Genomic DNA, 23,334 nt, shown 5'->3' on the forward strand with positions numbered 1-23,334 from the left:
GAATGATTAAAATGAGGAATAAGCTGGCGCTTGCTGCTTTGGTCCTGCTGGGCGGAGCAACGTCAGCGGTGTGGGCGGATAAGGCTTCGGCAGAGCCCCAGCCAAATTACCAGCTGACGTACGGCTCAGTTTCCAAAATGGCTCCCCAAATCAGCGGGGATAAGATCGTCTGGGCGGCCGGCGCTATGAACTACAACATCATGATGTATGACATTCCGACGCGGACTACTACGCCGCTAACGGCTAACGGCGCAGCCTCCCAGCCCTCCATCACGGACAATCTGATTGTGTGGCAGGATGGGCGGAACGGCGGACAACTGGACATTTACATGTATAACCTCGCCACAAAGGAAGAGACCCGAATTACCAGCACGCCGGAAAATGAGATGTCCCCGGTTGTGTATGGGGATGTCATCGTCTATAAGACGAGCAGCAAGATCATCGCTTACAATATGCAGGACAAGACACAAACGGAGGTATACAGCGCCAGCAGCTTTCCGGGGGATCCGAGCATCTACGGAAACACGGTTGTCTGGAAGGGGAGAAGCGGGTTCGTCGATACGATCGAGGCTTACGATCTTTCCGCCAAGCAATCGACCGTGCTCGTGCCTGGCGTGAACGGTCAGCAATTGGGCAACCCTCACATCTACGGCAATCGAGTCGTTTGGGAAATTTTTACCGGCACCGTTGGAAAATACAATGTGCATTTGTACGATATGACGACTAAAGCGGAAACGACGCTTTACCCGGACACGACAAGCAATCAGCAAGAACCGAAGCTATACGGCGATAAGGTGATCTGGAAAAACTACGATACGCAATCGCATATCTATATGTACGATTTGTCCACACAGCAGAGAACCCAACTCTCCACAGCGGACAAGCTGCACGATGCAGCGGCCATCTACGAGAATACGATCATCTGGAGAACGCAGGGCGTTAACCTGTATGCCAACCAGGATATCGGGCCTTCGCTGCTTGATATTTTCAACAAAACGGAGAAGGCGGACAGCATGCAGGTGGTGCTGGAATATCCTGAGCTCGGGTTGTCTTACGGGGATTACAAGAGCTACAGAGCTGCGGATAAAATTGCGATCGCTGCACAGCTTCTCAGCTCTCGTCCTCAAGCCGGGCTAAGCGCCCTAAGCGAGCTGCAGCCGCTATTCGACGCCGCGGTCCAGGCTCGCAAGCCTGTCTCCGATTTCAATATGGCGAAAGGTTCCGCAGATATCCAGACGGCGCTGGCGGCCAATGCTCCCGGACTGAATATCACGGCCTACCAAGGCTTGAACGCGGACATTCAGGACGCGGTAGCGCACACGCTGTTTAACCGGACGCCCAAGGACGGCTACACGGACAAGGCGGCATTGCAGGAAGCGCTGGATCAGGCTGTTCTGAAATGGTCCGAGGGTATATTTGGCTATGTCGGCCCAGTCAGTGCCCAAGAAGAAAGCTTGAAGGGCTGGTTCCAAAGTATGGCGCTGTACAAGGGCACTCCCTACGTTCTTTATAACGATCAAAGCTATGGGAACAAGCCGACGCTCAAAATGTATAACGGGACAACCTGGACTAGGGCAGGAGATGGCGCTATCCCCAATTCATACGATGGAGGATTCGGCAGTCTCGCGATAAACAGTCAAGGGGTCCCTTACGTCGCCTTCTGGGATAGCAGCAACAAGCTGTCCGTGCTCAAGCTGGATGGATCGTCCTGGACCGCTGTAGGAGCTTCAGGCTTCTCATCGGGGTCGCCATTCCAGCTCAATCTCCGATTCGACCGTCATGACGTGCCCTACGTCGCTTACCGCGAGCCAGGGAGGCTGATTGTCAAGAAGTTTGACGACACGGCCTGGGTCGATGCGGGCGACGGCAATCCGACGGATGAAGATCCGAGCGATACCAAGCTTCGGTTTGACAAGGACAATAAGCTCTATGTCGCATACAGCTCCTATAAAGATGGCGTGGTCGTGCAGACGCTGGAGGGAACGTCCTGGACGAAAATGGGGAAGGTGTTGGATGGCAATAGCATCATGCCGGGCGTGGATCTGTTTTTCGATGACAAGGGCGCTCCTCACGTTTCCTTTATTGATCAGAATAATGGAAGACTGGCGTCCGTCATGAAATACGATGGCTCCAGCTGGCAGTATGTCGGAGCGAGCGCGTTCGGAGAAGCATCGCACGGGTTAGAGACGCAAGGCTTCTATTACGATGGCCGGGTCTATGTCGCCTATACGGACCAGAAAAGCGGCGGCCGCTTGACGCTGTGGATGTTTGACGGGAGTGACTGGACGGTGGCGGGAGAAGCCGGCTTTACCGACGAATGGGTGGAACAGCCACGCATCGAGCTTGATGGGGACATGGCTTATATCGGCTTCTTGAACCGCTTCAGACAAACTAATTATGTCAATACTTCGCGGGTGATGACGGCCAAGCTGCAGCTGCCCGGCACGTATACGATTGCGGATATCGCTGATCAGCAGCTGGCGGATGTGCGGACCGGCTACGTTTCCGGCACGCAGGGGAGCAAGAGCGTGACAGTCACGCGCACGGGAACGGCAGACTTGAAGCAGCTGAAAGCTTCGCTGGGCGGAGACCATGCAGACGCCTTCGAGGTGACGCAGCCGCAGTCCGCGGTGCTGAATGAGGCGAATCCGTCTACTTCCTTCTCCATAAAGCCCAAGGACGGGCTGAAGCCAGGGACGTGGACGGCGAAAGTGACGGTTGCGGCGGCAGGCATGAAGCCGGTCACCTTTAACGTGACGCTGCTGGTCAAGCCGGCTAAAGGTGACGTGAACGGGGACGGCTTCGTGTCTCCTGCGGATGCCCTCTATATCACCAAATATGTGCAGGGCAAACTTACACTGACGGATGAGCAGAAGGATATTTTGGATATGAATAACGACGGGCTGATTGACAACCTGGATACAAAAATAATTATGGACATGTACTTGGGGGTGCAGCAGGGATGAAGGCTCGATTGGATCATCGAAGAAGAGGGATGACCCTGGGCAGGCTGACGACGCTGCTGATGGTTTTCACTCTGCTGGCCTGGGGCTGCTTTTTTGCAGCTCCCCGCGTCCAGGCTGGGGCCGGGAAACCGGTCACCGTTGAGGTCGGCCAATCCAAGGCGGCGCCCGGGGGACTGACCGAGGTAGCAATCGCGATGGACCCGGGAGATTTCCCCTTCTGGGCTTATGAATTACATGTAAGCTACGATGCGAAGGTGCTGGAGCTGGCGGCGAACGCCCCGGTTTCCGATCTGGCTTCCTCGAACAGCTTTATTGTGGACGCATCGGGAAGCGGCGTGGTGAAGGTCAACGCTCAAATCTACAGCTATGTGATGGAGAAGCAGGACGTATTTAAGCTTCAATTCAAGGTGAAGGATGCGGCTCCGTCCGGCAGCACGGAGGTTACCGTCAGCTCAGGCACTTACACGGAAGATGTCGCGCCGGCGACAATCGCCGGCGCTGATGTGACGGCGGGGGCCGTCCTCGTGCAGGCCAAGCCGCCGGAAACGGCTGCTGTGCGAATCGGGTCAGCGGAAGGGAAGCCCGGCGATACGGTGAGTGTCCCTGTGTCGGTCTATGAAGCGTCGGCGGCCGTCGGCTCTTACGGTATACGGCTTGCCTTCGACCCCGCCTCGCTGGAGGTGGCGGACATTACAGGTCCGGGCCGCGAATATTTCGTATCGAAATTCGACAACCAGGCAGGCTGGCTGAAGGCTGGCTGGGTCGACCAGGCCGGAGGCGATCAGCCGCTGGCGGCTGGAGACACCTTGTTTACGGTCAAGTACAGGATCAAGGCGGGATCGGCGGCAGGCGATAGCCCGATCACGATTGAACAGCCGACTGACCTGCTGCAGGCCACGGTCACGGATATTGATGCGGTGGAAATGGCCAAAACGGTTCAAAACGGCAAGGTCAGCATCCAGCCGACTTATGAAATCGGGACGATCGCCGATCAGACGCTGCGAGCCTTGACGACCGGCTTTGCACCGGGCGAGCAGGAGGTGCGAACAATTACGCTCCAGCGCACCGGCTCGGCAGCTTTGGAGAACCTGGGCGTTGCGCTTAGCGGCGCGGACAGCGGACAATTTGTACTCACGGCGCCTGCGGTCCAGAGGCTGGACAGCGTCGTTACCTCCACCTCGTTTACGGTGAGGGCCAAGGACGGTCTGGCTGAAGGGACCTACAGCGTGACGGCGTCCGTCTATGCGGATCATTTGCAGCCAATGGTGTTCACCATTCAACAGACCGTAGGCCCGATCGGCGCGCCATGGCTCCAGTCGGCGGAAGCCAAGGACGGCGCGGTGACGCTGAAATGGGATGGCGTCGCATTGGCAAGCGGCTACAGCGTCTACTATGGAACGGCTGCAGGCGTGTATGCTCCGGTTCCTGTAACGGTTTTCAGTTCCGTATACAGCGTGGATATCATGCCGTTAACGAACGGAACACCGTATTATTTTGCCGTCAAGGCGTTCATAGGCAGCGCCGAAGGGCCGGGATCCAATGAGCTAAGTGCAACGCCAAGCACGGTGCCGGGAGCGCCGACTGATGTGAAGGCCGCTACGGGTGAACAGAGGGCGACCGTTACTTTTACCGCTCCAGCCGATAACGGGGGGAGTGCGATTACAGGCTATACGGTTACGGCCAATCCGGGCGGGATGACGTCCAGCGGTACGGCCAGCTCGATCACGGTCACCGGCTTACAGGCAGGAACGGCCTACACGTTTACGGTCAAAGCAATGAACAAGAATGGCTATGGCCCGCTGTCGATTCCGACCGAGCCTGTCACTCCGTATGTCGAGGAACAGCGCAGCTCCAGTCCGGCTCTTGCTGCGGCTGACCGGGGCGTCGACGTTCTGGTTAACGGCAAGGTTCAAAATGCCGGCATCGCAACCACTTCGACAGTTGACGGACGAACCGTAACGACTATAGCTGTCGATCCGACGAAGCTGGAGGAGAGATTGGCCGCTGAGGGAACCGGCATGGTGCTGACGATTCCGTTCTCTGCCGGATCAGAGACGATCGTAGGCGCATTAACCGGGCAGATGGTCAAAGGGATGGAGGACAAGCAGGCTGTGATCCGTATCGCCACCGATACGGCGAGTTATACGATACCGGCGGGCCAGCTTCATATCGGCTCTATTTCGGAGAAGCTGGGACGCGAGGTGAAGCTGAGCGATATTCAGATCCGGATTGAAATTGCGAAGCCGCAAGAGGCAGCGATTCGCCTGATGGAGACTGCGGCTGCGGCGGGGAATTTCACGGTCGTTGCACCGCCTCTCAACTTCACCGTAAAAGGCATTTACGGCGAAATGAGCATTGACGTGACCACGTTCAGCGCTTATGTGGAACGGACCTTTGCGATTCCGTCCGGAGTCGACCCTCGCCGCATCACGACAGGCGTCGCGGTGGATGAGGATGGAACGGTCCGGCATGTGCCGACGAAGGTCATCGAGTCCGAGGGCCGTTATTATGCACAGCTGAACAGCCTTACGAACAGCACTTATTCCGTCGTCTGGCACCCGCTTGAATTCAAGGATGCTGCCGGCCACTGGGCGCAGGCTGCGGTCAACGATATGGGCTCGCGGATGGTTGTGAACGGCCTCGGCGATGGCAGGTTCCAGCCCGATCAGGAGATCACCCGCGCGGAGTTTGCCGCGATTGTGGTTCGCGGGCTCGGTTTGAAGCCGGAGAAGGGCAAGGCGTCTTTTAAGGACGTCCGGAGCGAGGACTGGTTCAATGAAGCTGTGGGCACCTTGTCCGCTTACGGCCTGATCCAGGGCTTCGAGGATGGTACCTTCCGCCCGATGGAGAAAATAACCCGGGAGCAAGCGATGACGATAATCGCCAAAGCGATGACGGTCACCGGACTGAAGGCGAAGCTTCCGGCGAAAGCTGCGGCTGAGCTTCTGGCGCCGTTTGCCGATGCGGCAGAGGTCGCGGAGTGGGCGAAGGCCGGCGTCGCCGACTGCCTGCAAGCCGTGCTTGTCGCAGGCCGAAGCGCCGAGCTTCTGGCTCCGCAGGCTTCGATCAGCCGTGCGGAGGTTGCAGCTCTCATGCAACGGCTGCTTAAACAGTCGGAGCTGATTTGACAAGAAAGCCGATTTACTGAAATAGCCCATGCGGCTTGACGACATGCATCCCTTGGCCTCGACATTGGATACAACCCTTGGTTGATCCGATGCATGCCAAGGGGTGTTTTCCGTTAGGGGCGCGACTCGGTCTGCCGGGCTTCCCGCTTTGCCTTGCGATAGGCGGACGGCAGCAGCCCTTTGGATTCGCGGAATATGCGGGAGAAGGTTTTGAAGGAGCCGTACCCGACCTCATGGGCGATTTCGGCGATGGTCATGTGGGTTGAGGCAAGCAAGCCGCACGCATGTCGCAGCCGCAGATCGTGCAGGAACGGCAGGAAGCTTTGACCTGTCGCCTGCTTCAGCAGCTCGCTGATTCGCGACATACTGATGGCAAATTTGTTGGACAAACTGGAAAGCGACAGCTCCTCGTCCTGGTAATGCGTATGAAGGTAGTGAATGATCAGCCAGACGGAATCCGGAGCAGGCGGAGCCGCTTTGGCTCTCGGAGAGGAAGACGGCGCAGACGGGCCGGCGGCGGAGCTGACCGAAGCCAGCTGCCGATGACGCTCCCGGTCGAAGGCGATCAGCAGCTCCTTCAGCCTGGAGGCCAGCAGCACGTTGCGCCAACGGACGTCGCCTGCGTATTCGCGGGTCATGTCCTCCAGCAGCGTCTGGATCGGCCGGGCCGTCTCGGCCTCGAAATAAATAAACGGCGGCAGCGGCTCCGCATCGGTAAGCAGCCCGGTCAGGGCAAAGCGGCTGCCCGGCTCCGTGATCAGCGACATGTCGAAGTTGCCGTTATATAACACAAGCGTACTGCCCGGATCCGTGAACAGCTCATGCACCTGATAGGGCAGCACAAAGGTGAAGGTGCCGGGCTTCATCGGATGGCGGATGCCGTTAATCGACTCGCTTCCGCTGCCTTCGATCACGAAGGAAAATTCCAGGAAGTCGTGGCGGTGGGCCGGGTAGCCGTGCTCCAGACGATGTAAATTCAAATAAAGCGGCAGCGAGGAATCCATATTCGGGTACGTTCTCAGGTAGCCTGGAAAATAGGTCATAGCTTGGGTCAGCGTCCTTCCGAAATATTGGGACATTTATCGAAGATCCGGGCATGCAGAGCAATCGTTTTCATTTTATCATGAGTGTGAACGAAAAGTCTGCACGAATGGGGATGGAAACGGGATGAGTCAAGCAAAGCGGATCAGGCTCGGCATCATAGGAGCAGGAAATATCGGTCAGGTGCATATGCGTGAATTTTCCAAGCTGGCGGAGCAATGCGAACTGACAACCGTGACGGATATGTACCGACCGCTGGCGGAGCAGCGCGCCAGGGAGTTCGGCATTCCGCATGTGGCAGAAACGCCGGAGGAGCTGATTGCCAGTCCGGACGTGGATGCGGTCATCATCGGCGTGCCGAATCAATACCACGCTGCGCTGGCCATTGCGGCGCTTGAAGCGGGCAAGCATGTGCTGGTGGAGAAGCCGATGGCGCTGAACGGCCAGGCGTCCCGGCAAATTTGGGAGGCGTCCCGGCGATCGGACCGTACGCTGATGGTAGCTCACCAGATGCGCTGGGAGACGGTGCCGATGGTCATCCGGGAGCAGGTGGAGCGCGGAGAGCTGGGCCGAATCTATACGGCCAAAACCGGCTGGTACCGGCGCAAGGGTATTCCCGGCTGGGGCACCTGGTTTACGAGGATGGATGAGTCCGGCGGCGGCCCGCTGATCGACATCGGCGTGCATATGCTGGATTTGGCGTTGTTTCTGATGGGCAATCCGAAGCCGGTATCGGTCTACGGGGCGACCTACGGCGAGTTCGGGCCGAAGCGGCGGGGCATCGGCACATGGGGCAAGCCGGATTGGAGCGGCGTTTTTGATGTGGAGGATTTGGCTACGGCTCTGATCAAAATGGAGGACGGCAGCACGCTGTCGCTGGAGGTCAGCTGGGCTGTTCATATGGATACGGACAACTCCCCGTTTGTCCATCTGATGGGGACGGAGGGCGGCGCGACTTACCGGGGCGACACGGGCAAGCTGCTGCTGGAGAAATTTGATCGTCCGCTGGAGGCGCTGCTGACGCGGCCGGAGCAGGATGAAGGTGAGCGGCTGCGGTTAAGCCGCCATTTCCTGACCTGCATCCGTGAGGGCAAGGAGCCGATCAGTCCGGCGTTGTCCGGGCTGACGAGCAATCTGGTGCTGGATGCGATCTACGAATCGTCGCGTACCGGTCATGAGGTTGTGTTAGACTGGAGCTTGCTGGAGGGGCAGAGGGTGGAAGCGGGAAAGGTGGAAGTGGGATGAAACGGGGCTTGACACGCGCCGGTTTAGGCGACATTGGGACGGAAGAAACGTTCATCGAGCTGGCGGCCGCCTACGGCTTCCAGTCGGTTGACCTGGGAGCGTCGGAGCTGGCTGTCCCGGAGCGGGCAGCCAGCATCCGCTCCAGTCTGGAGCGGCATGGCGTAGAGGCAGGCGCCTTCGGCTTGCCGGTGGAATGGCGGACGACAGACGAGGCGTTCTCCGCCGGACTGCGGCTGCTGGCGGCTGCTGCCGCAGGCGCAGCTTCTGTCGGCAGCACACGCTGCTGCACGTATGTGCTGCCCGCGACAGACGCGCTGCCTGCGCCATTTCTCGCCCGGGCGACACGCCGTTTGCGGATATGCGCACAGCTGCTTGACGCTTACGGCATCAGGCTTGGCCTGGAATTTGTCGGTCCGCATCATCTGCGGACCCGGTGGACGTATCCGTTCCTGTGGACGCTGGAGGATACGATGGACTGGATTGACGCGATTGGCGAGCGTAATGTCGGGCTGTTGTTCGACGTGTACCATGCGTACGCGACGGAGCTGGCTCCGGCTGCGCTGGAGCGGCTGAGCGCCCGCGATATCGTCCATGTCCATATCAACGACGCGCCGGCTGTGCCGGTGGCGGAGGCGCTGGACAATGGGCGGCTGTATACGGGCGAAGGCGTCATCGACGCCGCCGCGTATTTGCGCGCGCTGCAGCGGATTGGCTACGACGGCCCGGTCGCGCAGGAGGTGCTGCAGCCGTCGCCGCCGACGGAGCCGGTGGAGGCGCTGCTCCAGCGGTCGCGGGACGGCTTCAACCGCGTATTTGCCGAGGCTGGCTTGTCGTAGGCAGCGGTCTGGCGTAAGCTTTCTGGAATTCCCGGCTAAGCCTGACCGTTTGGCGGGGTTTGGGAATGTCCGTGTGGAGAGGACTTTTACGGAGGATTTGTCTTTCAAAAGGTGGACATACCAACACCCGATGATCGCAGGGCGCGTGAGTCAGCTTGTATCCAGATCTAGTTGTTTCAGGCATGTCGGAGCCTACATCTGGATAGTTGGACGGCGGGAGAAGCGGCAGGGTCATGTCCACCCTCGAAAAGACGCATGTCTACTGAGGATGGACACATCGTGAACAAGCAGAACCTGTCGCGGCTAGTTCAGAGGACGGACTGTTAGAGTCGGAAGAGCGCTGTTCGGCGTCAAGCGTTATGACCAGAACAGCTCTGAATTTGCTGAGGTTTTTGCAGCAGGGCAATAGACGGAGAGAGTAAGGAGAGCAAGAAGAGCAAGAAGAGCAAGAAGAGCGAGCACGGAGCACATGGCTTCGCACAGCATTTTTTTGGCTCACGTGTCCTTCAAGGCCGCATCACGGTCACGGCTAGCCCTACAGGGATGAAAGCAGTCCGCCCGGATGGAGGCGGGCTGCTTTTCGTTGATACTTTCCGCTGGGCGGGCAGACAGAAAAGGAAGAGCGTCAACAGAACAGCAACGATGACAACACAAGACCAGAAATAAACATTGAAGCCATTTCACAAATACAGAGAACGTTTTATACTAAATTTGTAAACGCTAACAATTGAAAATAAAGAAAATTAATCAATTGACTGAGCGGGAGGTCCTATCAGGATGAAGCTGATTATCGCCGATGACGAGCAGTATATTCGCATGGGGCTAGAGAAGATGCTGTCGCGTATGGAGCTTGGTATTGAAGTGATCGGTTCGTACGCCAATGGGCTGGAAGCGTTGACGCATCTGTGCAGGCTTGATGGAGACGAGCTGGATGTGTTCATTACGGATATCAAGATGCCGGGCATGGATGGCTTGAGATTGATCGAGCAGGTCCGCGAGAAGAAAAAGGCGCTGGCCATTATTGTGCTGAGCGGCTTCAGTGAATTTGATTACGCGCGGACCGCGCTGCGGTGCGGGGTGACGGATTATTTGCTCAAGCCGGTCGATAAAAGCCAGCTGTATGACCTGCTTAGCCGACTGGCAAAGCGGCGGAGCGCGGAGGCCGGCGCGATCGACGAGAAGCAGGCGCACGGAGAGGTGGAGCAAATAAGGGAGCTGCTGCGGCATGATTACGGCAAGCCGTTTGAGCTGGAGAAGCTGGCCGAGCGTCTGGGCAAAAGCGCCGGGTACATCAGCCGCCTGTTCAAAAACCGCACCCAGGAAACGTTAACGGACTATTTGATCCGGCTGCGTATTGACAAGGCGAAGCAGTTCATGGCCGATCATCCGGGCCTCAAAAACTACGAGATTGCCGAACTGGTCGGCTACACGGACCCGGTTTATTTCAACAAGCTGTTCAAGAAGATGACCGGGATGACGCCGAAGGAATACAAAGCGACATGCTGAACGCTGCGACGGAAGCGCCGCTGGATGCGTGGAGGAGACGATGAGCATCATCAGGCTATTGACGAATTGGACAATCAACGTACGGATTCGCCGCAAGCTGGTGCTGTCTTATGTGCTGGTTGTGCTGGCGCCTGTGCTGACGGTCGGGCTGCTGCTGACGCAGTCGCTGAAGCAAATGGCGGTCGATCACGCCGTCCAGCAATCCATGAACAATGTGGAGAAAATCAAGCGGCAGGTGGGCGAGACGTTGAAAATTCCGGCCGATATTTCGACCGTGCTTTATTTCGACAAGCAGCTGAAGGAGCTGCTCGCCCGTACCTATGCCTCGAATCTGGAGGTATATCAAGCCTATGCAAGTTACACCGCGCTTTCTGATTTCCCGGAGCTATACAAGGAAGTGGCGAGTATCCGCTTGTATATGGTCAACCCGTCTTTGCTGGAAAATTGGTCGTTTTTCCATCTGACCGACACGATCCGGCAGCAGCGATGGTACAAGGAAGCGCTGGTCAACCGGGGGAAGACTGGCTGGTACCGCATCCCGGATGAAACGAGGCACAGCCAGTCGGCGGTCAGCCTGGTTCGGCCGCTTTATTTCAGCAATATGACGTTAAGCGGGATGCTGGTTATCGCGGTCAATCCGCAAAGCCTGCAGGCGATCATTGAGCAGGAGCCATTTGAAACGATGATGATTTCCGAGCAAAATGAGGTGCTGGCGGCCAATAACCCGAATTGGCTCGGCGGCTCGCTTGACCGGCTGCCCTTGTCGGTTGCCGGGGTCCAAGAGGCGAAAACGGTCCAGGTCGAGGATGCGGCCTACGACGGCAAGCCGGTGAAGCTGATTGTCCAGTCGATTTATCCCGACAGCAGCGTGAACAGCCTGCGCATTGTCAGCATTGTGCCGCTGGAGGTGATTTTGGCCGAATCGCGGAGCATCAGCCTGATCGCTTACAGCGTGATGTTTGGCAGCCTGCTGCTGGCGCTGGCGCTGATTTATTTTTTCTCCGGCGCGCTGACGAAACGAATCCGGCTGCTGATCTGCGATATTCGGCTGGTCGCTCGCGGGGACTTCAGCCGCTATTCGGTAGTCGCGGGCCGCGATGAGATCGGTCAGCTGTCCCGTCATTTCAATGCGATGGTCGGCAGCATCGGCGACTTGATGAAGCAGGTTGATGAAGCGCAGCAGCATAAGCACGCATTGGAGCTGAGGCAGCGGGACATTCAGTTCAAGATGCTGGTGAATCAGGTCAATCCGCATTTTTTGTTTAATGTGCTGGAGACGATCCGCATGCGGGCCGTATGCCGCGAGCAGGACGACATTGCTGACTCCATCCAGGCGTTGGGCAAGCTGATCCGCCACAATCTCGAAATCGGGCATCGCGCGATGCCGCTGCTGGCCGAGCTGGACTTGATCCGCGCTTATCTGGATATCCAGAGGTTCAGGTTCGGCGACAAGCTGATGTTCCAGCTGCCGGAGCCCGCCGACGCCAGCGGGATTATCATTATGCCGATGCTCGTGCAGCCGATTGTGGAAAATGCGATCATTCACGGCATCGAAAATCAATGGGGGAGGGGGTCCGTGACGATCAGCGTCAAACGGGAGGCGCAGCGGGTTCATATTATTGTCACCGACGATGGCGTCGGAATGCAGCCGGAGCATTGCCAGGCGGTTGCGGCTGCGCTGGAGTCGCCGGAAACGGAGCAAGGCCAGCGCATCGGCTTGCGCAACGTTCAGCAGCGTATCAAGCTGTATTACGGTCCGCAATACGGACTGCAGCTGAGCAGTATTCCCGGCGCAGGCACCAGTGTGCGGATTACGCTGCCTTGGGATGGCGGCGTGGAGGCCAAGGCGCGGGAAATTTCGTAAATCGGCCGCTGCCGATGAAGGAGGAGTAAGGCGATGAATATGATGAGCCGTGCCGGAACCGCCGCTGCGGTCCGGAGGAAGTCCACCTGGAGCAAGATCATTCAGCAGCGTTATTTATTTTTGATGACGCTTCCGTTTGTCGGCTGGCTGCTGCTGTTTCATTATGTGCCGATCTGGGGCTGGACGATGGCGTTTCAGAAGTACAAGCCCGGCAAGCCGTTCACCGAGCAAACCTGGGTCGGGCTGGACAATTTTATTCAGCTGTTTCAGGAGCCGCATTTTTACCTCGTGCTGCGGAACACATTGGCGATGAGCACGATGAGTCTTGTCGTCGGCTACACGGTACCGATTTTGTTTGCCATCCTACTGAATGAGATCCGTTTGGCTGTGTTTCGCCGGGCCATTCAGACGATTTCGTATTTGCCGCATTTTGTGTCGTGGGTCGTCGTGGCGGGCATCGTGACCAAGATGTTATCGACGGATGGCGGCATTGTGAATGAGCTGCTGCTTGGGCTGCACGTGATCGACAAGCCGATTCCATTTATGGCGACGGGAGAATGGTTCTGGGGCATCGTGACGATGTCCGACCTGTGGAAGGAGATGGGCTGGAGCTCGATTATTTATTTGGCGGCGATCGTTGGCATTGATCCGGAGCTGTACGAGGCGGCCAAGGTGGACGGCGCAGGCCGGTTCCGCCGCATCTGGCACATTACGCTGCCCGGCATTCGTCACACGATTATGATCATGCTGGTGCTGTCGATCGGCTGGCTGATGAGCATCGGATTCGAGAAGCAATATTTGCTCGGCAATGCTGTTGTGCAGGATTATGCGGAGGTGCTTGACTTGTACGTGCTGAATTACGGGATTAAGCTGGCCCGCTTTTCCTTCGGTACGGCGGTGGGGGTTGTTAATACGATCGTGTCGATCATTTTGCTGCTGGCGGCAAATGGCTTGCTCAAGCGGTTGACGAAGGAAAGCGTCATCTAGGAGTTCATCGGCGGTTGTATGAGGTTGAATTACAAACAAGTCATGAAACGGCAGGCGGGAGGCAGTGTGATGATGAGAGCCTGGAGACGGGTGAAGGACGGCGCGTTTGAAGCGGTCCTGTACGTCGGGATGGTGCTGGTGGCTATTGTGACGGTGTATCCGTTTCTCAACCTGCTGGCGATTTCCTTTAATGAAGCGATGGACACGGTCCGGGGGGGCATTTATTTGTGGCCGAGGATGTTTACCTGGGAAAATTACAAGCAAATTTACACGTACAGCAATCTGCTGACGGCGTTTCAAAACTCGGTGCTGCGAACGGTGATCGGTACGGCGGCGGGCGTGTTCAGCTCGGCTATGATCGCTTACGTGCTGAGTCGTCGTGATTTTATCGCGCGGCGGCAAATTTCATTTCTGTTTGTCCTCACCTTGTATTTCTCCGGCGGCCTGATTCCGACGTATATGCTGATGCGCGAGCTGCAGCTGATGAATTCGTTTTGGGTGTATATTTTACCGGGACTCGTTAATGCGTGGAATATATTTGTGATCCGTTCCTTCATGGACGGACTGCCGGTCAGCCTGCAGGAATCGGCGAAGCTGGACGGGGCGAATGATTTGACGATTTTTTTCAAAATTATATTGCCGCTGTGCAAGCCGGTGCTGGCTACGATTTCGCTGTTTATTGCGGTCAGCCAATGGAATGCCTGGTTTGATACATTTCTGTATAACAGCACGTCCGAGCATCTGTCTACGCTGCAGTATGAGCTGATGAAAATTTTGGCCAATACAACGATGGGCTCCAGCAACGCCGACCTGGCGCGCAGCGGCAATCCGGAGCAGGCCGCTCAAGTATCGCCGGAGTCGATCCGCGCTGCCATTACGATGGTGGCGACGGTGCCGATTTTGATCGTGTATCCGTTTTTGCAAAAATATTTTGTCAAAGGCTTGACGCTCGGGGCCATCAAGGCATAACTGCCCGCGCTGACGCAAGGGATGCACAGATGCTGGCATCTGTCCCCTTATAAGTACAAATTCGAGGAGGTTTTGAGACGATGGGGATGAAAAAAAGCAGAATGGCAATGGCTCTCACGTTAGCGGCCGGACTTGTGCTGGCCGGCTGCAGCCAGGAGGCGGGGCAGACGACGAGCCAGCCCGCAGACGCGGACAATAGCCCGGCAGCCAAGGACAACAAAACGCCGATCACGCTGACGATGTTTGCCACCGACCCGAACACCAACTATGAGCAAATGCAAAGCGCGGTCGGTAAAAAAATTACCGAGTTGACCGGGGTTACGCTGAAAATTGATTACCCGGTCGGCGATCCGAAGCAAAAGGTGGCGCTGATGGCGGCGAGCGGCGAATACCCGGATCTCATTTTTGCCAAAAATGACTCTAATCTAATTGTGGATGCCGGCGGATTTCTGGATCTGGCCCCGTTGATCGACAAGCATGGTCCGAATTTGAAAAAGCTGTACGGCGATTATATGAAGCGGCTGCGGTGGAGCAAAACGGACGGCTCGATGTATTTCCTCGGTGTATTTGGCGTCGATGAGCAGCAGTGGGAGCCAAAGGACGGCTTCCAGCTCCAGCATCAGGTGGTGAAGGAGCTGGGTTATCCGAAGCTGAAGACGGTAAAGGACTACGAGGCGGCGATCAGGGCGTACAAGGAAAAGCATCCGACCATTGACGGCAAGCCGACGATCGGGCTGTCGCTGCTGGCGGATGACTGGCGGATTGCGCAGTCGGTGACGAACCCGGCCGTATTCGCCACGGGAGGCTCGGACGACGGGGAATGGTATATCGACGAGAAGACGATGAAGCCTGTGCTTCATATTACCCGTCCAGAGGAAAAGGAGTATTTCCGCTGGCTGAACCATATGAACGATAGCGGGCTTCTGGATCCGGAAAGCTTCGTGCAGAAATATGATCAATACAAGGCGAAGATTGCTTCCGGCCGCGTGCTGGCGATCATTGATTCCAAATGGCAGTACAGGGAGCCCGAGCAATCGCTAAAGCTGGCCGGGAAGTACGAGCTGACCTATGGCATGTATCCGATTACTTTAAATGAAAGCTATAAAAACAGAGATTTTCAAAGCCCCGGTTACTCGGCCGGCTGGGGGATCGGCATCTCGAAGTCGGCGAAGGACCCGGTGCGCGCGATCCAGTTTCTTGACTGGCTTGCTTCGGATGAAGCGCAGGTGCTCAATAACTGGGGAATCGAGGGAGTTCACTACACGGTACAAAACGGCAAGCGGGTCATCGCAAAGGAAGAGATGGATAAGCGCAACAACGATCCGCAGTACGGCAAAAAAACGGGCATCGGCGTTTATGTGTACCCGTTTCCGCAATATGGTCCCGGTGTAAAGGACCCTTCGGGCCAGACGTATATGATCAACAGCGAGCAGCAAATTATGGAAAGCTATTCGGCAATTGAGAAGGAAGTGCTGACGAGCTACCAGGCGAAGATGTGGCAGGACTTGTATCCGAAAGCGTCGGAGTTCCCCATTAAGCCGTGGGGTGCGGCTTGGCAGATCAATATTCCGCAGGATACGGACGGGGCGATTATTTTCCAGAAGGCGCAGGAGTTGACGCGCAAGCGGGTGCCGGAAGCGATCATGGCCAAGCCGGAAAAGTTCGACGAAGTATGGGATTCGTTTCAGAAGGAGCTGGAGAAGGCCGGCGTGAAGAAGCTGGAGGCACAATTCGAAGGCTTGCTGAAGGAACGGGTCGCGTTGTGGAATCAGTAAGGGGATGACTGCCAGGGCGCTGCGCCTGGCTGTAGGTAGCTCTGGAGAAGGCTGTTGGCCTCCTCCAGAGTTTTTTTCGGAGTATCCCCGATTGTCGGGTGACACAGGCTAGCGCAGCCAGAGCAGCAGCCCAAGTCCGGCAACGCCCGCAAGCACGCTCCATGTATCGGAGCGAGTCCACGCGAGCTGGGCAGGCTTGGACGGTGACGGAAGCGCAGACTGGCGGCTGCCGAGGTTTTTCAGCTCAATTGCGGTGGTGATTTCCTCCGCGCGCTGGAATAATGCCAGCAGGAGCGGAACAATCAGCGCCGGAATATCGCGCGCTCGAACAGCGCCTGGACGGAGCGGGGCTTTCCCCCGCGCCCGGACGATGAGCGAAAAGCGCTCCCACTCGTGCAAAATCAGCGGAATAAAGCGAAAAATCAGGGCGACGGCAAGCGCGAAGGCTTCCACGGGCAGCCCGATTTTTTTCAGCGCTGCCAGCGCCCAATTTAACCCTCCCACCATCTGCCCATAGGATGCCGCGAGCGCAAACCATAGACTTGCCAGCATCAGAGCCAGCAGCCTGTACAGGTGCAGCAGGGTGATGGCCGCCTGCTCCGTAGAGAAGCCAAAGCGCAGCGGGCCGTCATCGGTAGCCAGCGTTAGTCCGGATAAGCCGACGGACAGCAGAAAAAAGACAGCGAGCGGCTTGGCGAGCTTGCCGAGGCTGCGCAAGGCCGACCGCGGCAGCGTGGCGATGCCCAGCACCGCCGGCAGCAAAGCGGCGGTTAGCCCAAGCCAGCCTTGCTGCAGCATCGTTCCGGTGACCAGCAGCATGTAGAGCAGCCATTTGGCGCGCGGGTCAAGCCGCCGCGCCCAGCCCGTGTGGGCAGGGGCGGGCCGGACGCTGGCTGCGGCAGGCTCCGGGAGCGCAGCTGCTGCGGGAGCAGGTGCAGCGGGAGCGCCCGCGCGGGCGTGTGCAGCCGCAGGCGGAGCTGCTGCGGGAGCATGCGCAGCAGCGGGAGCGTCCGCGCAGGCGTGTGCGTCCGCAGGCGGAGCAAGAGCTGCCGCAATTGCAGCGGCAGCCTCCTGCGGCGTCAGCCGATCCGCCGCAATTGGCAGCCCGTGCGCGCCGAGCGCTTCGGCTAACGCCAGGCAGCCCGGCAAGCCGACGCCGGTCTGCCGCAGCAGCTGCGGCCGCGCGCACAGCTCGCGCGGAGGCAGGTCGGCGGCCACGACGCCGTCCTGCAAGACGAGGACACGGTCTGCCAGCGGCAGAAACGTGTCCAGGTCATGCGTCGCGATGACAGCGCCGCAGCCTTCCTGCCGCCGCTGCCGGAGCGCGGCAAGCAGCTCCTGCACGCCGGGCGCTTCCAGTCCGGCGGTCGGCTCGTCCAGCAGCAGCCAGTCCGGACCAGCTGCTGCTGTCGTTGCCAATGCAAGCCTGCGGCGTCCGCCGCCGCTGAGCGCGAAGGGCGACAGCTCCGGGACGAGAAGGTCCCGGCGATCCCAGACCAAGCGGGCCGCCTGCATGCGCTCGTCTTCCTGACGGCGGGTTAAGCCAAGCGGCCGCAAGGAATAGGCGAACTCCTGACGGATCGTTCGCGCAAACAGCTGCTGCTCCGGAAACTGGAAGACGAGGCTGAGCGGCAGCAGCAGGCTTCGCTGTACACGGCCTTTGCGCCACAGCGGCTGTCCGTTCAGCCTGACCTCTCCGGCGGATGGGGGACGAATACCCGCAAGCAGCTGAAGCAAGGTTGACTTGCCGGAGCCGGTCCGCCCGATGACAACGGTGATCGTGCCGGGTGTCAGCGCAAGGTCAACAGGTTGCAGCAGCAGATGCTCGGCGTTGTCCGGTGAAGCAAATGATGCCTGATGCAAGGACAACTTCATCGTGCTCCGACCTCCTTATCCGCAAGCCTTCCCTGCGGCTTGTCCTCACTTTGTCGCATGGACCCCGCCGCGTGAAAAAGCTCGTGCTGCACGCCTGCCATACCCGAGTTCATCGCCTGCAGCGCAGCGGCAAGCTGCTCCGGCTGCAGCGGTTGTCCGGGGACGGCTATCCCCAGCTCGCGCAGCGCCCGGACCGTCTGTACGACAAAGGGCGGCTCCAGCCGCAGGCGCTCGCACGCAGCTTGCAGCGCGCTTGGGTCCGATTGAACCGTCGCCGACGGCAGCCCCGTTCCAGCAGGGAGCTGGTCGCCGGCCGCTTGCCTGGCCGAGCGGTCGGTCATGCCGTCCCGTATCCCGGCTAAGCCCGCCGACGGCTCTCCGAAAACCGTTGAAGCGGCTGGCTCGCTGTAAAAAAAAGCTTGAGGCGCGCCGTCAAAGGCAAGCTCGCCCATGTCCAGTGCAACAATTCGCTCCGCCGCCGCTGCTTCCTCCATGCGATGCGTAATCCAGATCACCGTGACGCCGGACTGCCAGGCGGCGAGCACATTGGCAAGCACCTGCTCCCGCGTATGCGGGTCCAGCATCGCAGTCGGTTCATCCAGTAAAATGCCGTCCGGGCGCAAGGACAGCGCCAAGGCAATATTGACGAGCTGACGTTGTCCGCCGGACAAATGGGCAAACGGCGTTTCCGGCTCAACGGCCAAGCCGGCTTTTCGCAGCGCTTCCCGGCACACTGCGAGCAGCTGCTCCGGCGTTTCCTCAAGCTGTTCGCGCGTCAGCGCAAATTCTTCGATAATCGTTTCGCCCAGCACCTGCGTATCCGGCTGCTGGAGCACACCGCGCAGCGCGGCTCCTGGCCGGAAGGCAAGGCTTCCCCGCGACAGCGGGCATAAGCCGAGCAGCACGCTGGCCAGCGTGCTTTTGCCGCTGCCGTTGGGTCCGACAATGGCGATAAATTCACCTTTGCCTATATCCAGCGTAACGTTGTTTAAAGCCTGACGGTCTGCGTCTGACCCTGTCGAGAAACGGACAGTTGCCTGGCGCAGCGAGACAAATGGCTCACGTAAGCTGCTGTTCGTTAGCATCATAAAAAAAATCCTTTCACACGTCAGAAGTTTATGCTACAATCCGAAATGCCAATATACGTTAACTTTTATGAATTCAATTTGGTTAACGAGCTTCTTTCATCTACCATACCAAAAACAGGAGGAACGTACAATCATGAAATTAACGCTTCGCGGCATTGTGTTCAGCGCCTTATTCGCTGCCTTGCTTGTTCAATTCAGTTACATCAGTATTCCGCTGGGATTTACGCCAGTGCCGATCACCCTGCAGTCGCTTGCTGTAATGCTGGCCGGAGCTTTGCTTGGTCCGTTGTACGGCTGCTTGAGCGTACTGCTGGTCATTGTGCTGACGGCGCTAGGTTTTCCGCTGCTGCACGGCGTAGGAGGACTTGGCGTATTGCTGGGGCCGACAGGCGGATATGTTTTTATGTGGCCGGTGTCGGCGCTGCTGATCGGGCTGCTGCTCCAGCGAATTCGCATCAACGGCATTGCCGGATATGGGCTGGCACTTGGTGTGCTGATCATTTTCGGCTCATGGCTCACGTATATTAGCGGCGTACCTTGGCTTGCCTATACTACTGGGATGTCGCTGTCCAAAGCGATGATTGCGGGCTGCTATCCGTATTTGCTGGGGGATGCGGTCAAAGCCGTAGCTGCGCTGCTGATTGCGATCCCGCTGCGTCAGGTGTTCCCTGTCGAGCGGCTGACCGGAGCGGCGGGCGGCAAGGTCGTGCAGTTGGATGCATCGCTGCCCGGCGATCCAAAGTAACCGAAGTAAGGAGGAGCGCACCCGTCCGGGAAGACGAGGGCGCTCCCTTATTTCGTTTTCAGTCAGCCGGGAGCGTAGGGGACGCCTTGCTGCATCCGACGAATGAGCAAAATATGCGCCGAGCGCCTCGCACGCCTGAACGTCAAAGACGGCCGCTGCTTTGCTTCATCAATTGCCGGTAGCCGAGCAAGTCAAGCAAGTCGCCAAACCAGCTCGCGCAACAAACAAGCGGCGGTGAAGCCGGAAACGTCCTTGGGACGCAGCCAGCTTCACCGCCGCTTGTTGTGTGATTGTTTCCGATAACGAACGGTTTATTTCGGCAAATCCTTGATTTCCGGCGGCTTGATCGAACGCAAGATGCTGACCTCGACACGGCGGTTTTTGGCGCGGCCTTCGGCCGTATCGTTGGTATCAATCGGATGATTCTCGCCGTAACCCATGAAACGGAAGCGTTTCTCATCAACCTGGGTATTTTCCAGCAAAATTTTCATAAAATTCAAAGCCCGCTTGCCGCTCAAGTCCCAGTTCGTTTCAAAGGCTGCGCCGCCGATGGGCACATTGTCCGTATGTCCCGCGACTTCAATCCGATAATTCGGATATTGAGCCAGCATATCGGATATGGCGACGGCCAGCAGCCTCGCTTCCGGCTTCACAGTGGCTGAACCGGAGGCAAACAGCGCATTGTCACGAATGGTGATCATCAGGAGGTCATCCGTGAGCTTTGTATCCAGTTGGGTGGAGAGGTTATTTTCTTTGATATAGCCGTCCAGCTTTTCCCTCAGCTGCTCCAGCTCTTTCTGTTCCTGCTGCAATTGCTGCTGCTGCTGTTGTTGCTGAGCGGTCGTTTGTTGCTGCTGTTGCTGTTGCTGCTGCTGCTGCTGTGACTGGGACGGCTCCTCGAATTTTTTGGCATCGACATTCGGCTCCGAAGTAATAGGCACAATGTTCGACATTTCGAATACGCCGACGCCCCCGGTAAACGCCTGGTTCAGCGAGCGCATGATGCTGTTGTATTTCTTCGAATCGGTTTGGCTGGAAGCGAACAAAATGATAAACAAGGCCAGCAGGAGCGTCAGCAAGTCGGCGTAAGGGATGAGCCACGATTCATCGACATGTTCTTCATGATGCTCGCTATGCTTTTTTTTACTCATCGCTGTTACCTGCTTTGGCTTCCTTCTTGTCATCACGCTGCGAGGTCGGGATGAACACCATCAGCTTCTGCTTCACGGCGGTAGAGGAAATCCCCGATTGGATCGACAGCAAACCTTCCACCATCATCAGACGAATTTCAACTTCCTTCTTGGACTTCTGCTTCAGCTTGTTCGCAATCGGATGCCACAGCACGTAACCGGTGAAAATACCGAGCAGCGTTGCAACGAAGGCGGCGGAAATCAAGTGACCGAGCGCTTCGACTTCACTCAGGTTGCTGAGTGCGGCGATCAGACCGATAACCGCGCCAAGTACCCCGAGCGTCGGCGCATAGGTACCCGCCTGGGTAAAAATTTGCGCGCCGGACCGATGACGCTCCTGCATCGCATGTATATCTTCCATCAGCACGTCATGGACGAAATCCTGGTCGTTGCCGTCAATAATCATCCGCATGCCGTTGCGCAGAAACGGGTCTTGAATTTCTTCAACCTTGCTCTCCATCGCAAGCAAGCCTTCACGGCGGGTAATGGACACCCAGTCGGTAAACATGTTGATCAGATCCATTTTAGGAATCGACTTTTGTTCGGTGAATACGATTTTGAGCAGCTTGGGGAACAGCTTCATTTCCTCCAGCGAAAAGCCGATGAAAAGCGATGCGGCCGTTCCGACCATGATGATCATGATCGCTGCGGGATTCGCGAGAGCGACCGGATTCGCGCCCTTCAGAAACATCCCCACAATAACTGCGGCGAAGCCTAAAATAATGCCGATTACAGTTGACTTTTCCAAGAGAGTAACACCTTCCACACCAGTATTTTTTCGGACCCCAGAACTGAACTCTTTGAAGATTATAGAATTATTTCCAGCGAAGCGGAACGATTCTATAATCGCAAGAAAAGCCGTGAAAGCACGCATGCATCTACGGTTGAAGCTTTTCTTGCTAAAGTGACTAGTTCGACAAAAAGTGACAGTTCTCCTGCCGAAGCCTGCAATTGTTTTTTACGGCCTAAAAAGGACTCTGTACCGATTTATATCGGTGACAGAGTCCTGGTTTTGAAGGCTAAACCCGTCATTTCTTGTAAAAAACTGCCGGTAAGCCGATTGGCCCGCCTATTCAGACCGTTCCGGCCTGCTGCGGCACAGTCCGGCAGCCGTCGGATTAAACGGGACGAACGACGTACAGCCGGCTGGACGCCTCCCAGATTTCGCCGGGCGCGAGCGATACAAGTCCGGTTTCCTCGGCCGGCAGATCCATGTTCGGCGCGTTGACGAGATTGACCTGCGGTTCCGGGCAGAAGAAGCCGTTGACCGCCTGATCGTTCCAGACCATCCAATAGTGGTAGGCCGTTCCCGCGTCGTAAATGAGCTTCGTGCCGGTGCGCCCGTCGGTTAATACCATCCGGTTGCGCCCGCCTTGGGGACGCGCCTTGTAATGGTTGTCCATCATTTCGAAAAACGGCGAGACGCCTTCCTGCTGCATGGCGGCTTCTCCTGCGCTGAGCGGCTGTACGCTGCCTGTCGGCAGCATACGCTCGTTCATCTCGTAGCGCTCGCCTGCCGTCAGCGTGAACGTGCAGTCACCGGCTTCGCTGCCCGGCTCAAACGGCGCATGAATGGCCGTATGAAACGCCAGCAGGCAAGGCATGGCGTCAGGCCCGTCGTTGCGGATCGTCACCTGCTGATGCAAGCCGTCTTCGCTCAAGGTGTACTGGAGGCGGAAGGTGAAGGCATGCGGAAAAGTGCGGTACACCGGATGCGCCGCATCAACCCGCTGGATCAGGCTGACATAGCTGCTGGACGGCGACGTGCCGAATGATTCGACCTCCCATGGGATCGTGTGCAGGAAGCCATGCAGATGGTTGTTGCGGTTTTCTTCATTGACCGGAAAGGTGTAAGTGCTTCCATTCCATGGGAAATTTCCATCCTCGTACCGGTTTGGCGGGAACAGCACCGGAATGCCGTGTACGCCGGGGCTGGCGAGGAAGCTGTTCATCTCCTCCGGAGCCGGCTCGCGGAGAAAGCGGCTGCCGGTCGTTTTGTCGCGAAACGCGATCAGGTTGGCGCCGACAGCAGGCAGCACAATCGCTTCATAGCGGCCGGCCTGCAGCGTAACGGCAGATTGCCCCTGGTACGTATCTTCATAAGCCTGGAAGTTCAATG

The 23,334-nt window shown here is 57.6% G+C and carries 16 protein-coding genes; 10 read left to right on the top strand and 6 right to left on the bottom strand.

Features of this window, described 5'->3' with window-relative positions; genetic code table 11:
- Nucleotides 1–2: 2 nt before the first annotated feature.
- Both AC6ROY_RS02970 and AC6ROY_RS02975 read left to right on the top strand, forming a co-directional pair.
- The gene (locus tag AC6ROY_RS02970; RefSeq protein WP_500098489.1) at nt 3–2,966 is read left to right on the top strand and encodes a dockerin type I domain-containing protein; all 2,964 of its coding nucleotides are present in this window, start codon (nt 3–5) and stop codon (nt 2,964–2,966) included.
- Nucleotides 2,963–6,094 carry an S-layer homology domain-containing protein gene (locus AC6ROY_RS02975; RefSeq protein ID WP_500098490.1) on the top strand — a complete coding sequence of 1,044 codons (3,132 nt, stop codon included), beginning with the start codon at nt 2,963–2,965 and terminating at the stop codon, nt 6,092–6,094. Before AC6ROY_RS02970 ends, AC6ROY_RS02975 begins: the two co-directional genes overlap by 4 nt.
- A gap of 113 nt (nt 6,095–6,207) precedes the next feature.
- Here AC6ROY_RS02975 and AC6ROY_RS02980 read toward each other — a convergent pair whose 3' ends face one another.
- Nucleotides 6,208–7,137 (bottom strand): helix-turn-helix domain-containing protein, encoded by a 930-nt coding sequence (locus AC6ROY_RS02980; RefSeq protein WP_500098491.1) that lies wholly within the window; start codon nt 7,135–7,137, stop codon nt 6,208–6,210.
- Nucleotides 7,138–7,261: 124 nt separating this feature from the next.
- Here AC6ROY_RS02980 and AC6ROY_RS02985 point away from each other — a divergent pair, with 124 nt between their 5' ends.
- The 7 genes from AC6ROY_RS02985 (at nt 7,262) to AC6ROY_RS03015 (ending at nt 16,317) form a co-directional block, all read left to right on the top strand.
- A complete protein-coding gene (locus AC6ROY_RS02985) occupies nt 7,262–8,380 on the top strand; it encodes a Gfo/Idh/MocA family protein (protein ID WP_500098492.1) in 1,119 nt (372 codons plus the stop codon).
- A complete protein-coding gene (locus AC6ROY_RS02990; protein ID WP_500098493.1) occupies nt 8,377–9,216 on the top strand; it encodes a sugar phosphate isomerase/epimerase family protein in 840 nt (279 codons plus the stop codon). Before AC6ROY_RS02985 ends, AC6ROY_RS02990 begins: the two co-directional genes overlap by 4 nt.
- A gap of 777 nt (nt 9,217–9,993) precedes the next feature.
- Nucleotides 9,994–10,722, top strand: coding sequence for a response regulator (locus AC6ROY_RS02995; protein ID WP_500098494.1), 729 nt, complete (start codon nt 9,994–9,996; stop codon nt 10,720–10,722).
- Nucleotides 10,723–10,762: 40 nt separating this feature from the next.
- The gene (locus AC6ROY_RS03000) at nt 10,763–12,586 is read left to right on the top strand and encodes a cache domain-containing sensor histidine kinase (RefSeq protein WP_500098495.1); all 1,824 of its coding nucleotides are present in this window, start codon (nt 10,763–10,765) and stop codon (nt 12,584–12,586) included.
- A 42-nt stretch (nt 12,587–12,628) separates the two neighbouring features.
- A complete protein-coding gene (locus tag AC6ROY_RS03005) occupies nt 12,629–13,573 on the top strand; it encodes an ABC transporter permease (protein ID WP_500098652.1) in 945 nt (314 codons plus the stop codon).
- 69 nt (nt 13,574–13,642) lie between these two features.
- Nucleotides 13,643–14,542, top strand: a complete 900-nt coding sequence (locus tag AC6ROY_RS03010; protein ID WP_500098496.1) for a carbohydrate ABC transporter permease — start codon at nt 13,643–13,645, stop codon at nt 14,540–14,542.
- 86 nt (nt 14,543–14,628) lie between these two features.
- Complete coding sequence (locus AC6ROY_RS03015) at nt 14,629–16,317, top strand: ABC transporter substrate-binding protein (RefSeq protein WP_500098653.1); 1,689 nt, start codon at nt 14,629–14,631, stop codon at nt 16,315–16,317.
- Between the two features lie 108 nt (nt 16,318–16,425).
- Here AC6ROY_RS03015 and AC6ROY_RS03020 read toward each other — a convergent pair whose 3' ends face one another.
- Both AC6ROY_RS03020 and AC6ROY_RS03025 read right to left on the bottom strand, forming a co-directional pair.
- Nucleotides 16,426–18,192, bottom strand: coding sequence for an ATP-binding cassette domain-containing protein (locus AC6ROY_RS03020; protein ID WP_500098497.1), 1,767 nt, complete (start codon nt 18,190–18,192; stop codon nt 16,426–16,428).
- Nucleotides 18,189–19,280, bottom strand: a complete 1,092-nt coding sequence (locus tag AC6ROY_RS03025) for an energy-coupling factor ABC transporter ATP-binding protein (RefSeq protein WP_500098499.1) — start codon at nt 19,278–19,280, stop codon at nt 18,189–18,191. Before AC6ROY_RS03025 ends, AC6ROY_RS03020 begins: the two co-directional genes overlap by 4 nt.
- A gap of 133 nt (nt 19,281–19,413) precedes the next feature.
- Between AC6ROY_RS03025 and AC6ROY_RS03030 the strand changes: the two genes are divergently transcribed.
- On the top strand, nt 19,414–20,025 hold the full coding sequence (locus AC6ROY_RS03030) for a biotin transporter BioY (protein ID WP_500098500.1): 612 nt from the start codon (nt 19,414–19,416) through the stop codon (nt 20,023–20,025).
- A gap of 311 nt (nt 20,026–20,336) precedes the next feature.
- Here the strand turns inward: AC6ROY_RS03030 and motB are convergent, their stop codons facing one another.
- From motB to AC6ROY_RS03045, 3 genes are all read right to left on the bottom strand, one after another.
- Entirely contained in the window at nt 20,337–21,176 is an 840-nt protein-coding gene (gene motB, locus AC6ROY_RS03035) for a flagellar motor protein MotB (protein ID WP_500098501.1), read from the bottom strand.
- Complete coding sequence (motA, locus tag AC6ROY_RS03040) at nt 21,169–21,963, bottom strand: flagellar motor stator protein MotA (protein WP_500098502.1); 795 nt, start codon at nt 21,961–21,963, stop codon at nt 21,169–21,171. Before motA ends, motB begins: the two co-directional genes overlap by 8 nt.
- A 370-nt stretch (nt 21,964–22,333) precedes the next feature.
- The gene (locus tag AC6ROY_RS03045) at nt 22,334–23,332 is read right to left on the bottom strand and encodes an aldose 1-epimerase (protein WP_500098654.1); all 999 of its coding nucleotides are present in this window, start codon (nt 23,330–23,332) and stop codon (nt 22,334–22,336) included.
- Between the last annotated feature and the right edge of the window lie 2 nt (nt 23,333–23,334).

This window comes from Paenibacillus sp. sg306046, from assembly GCF_059821225.1.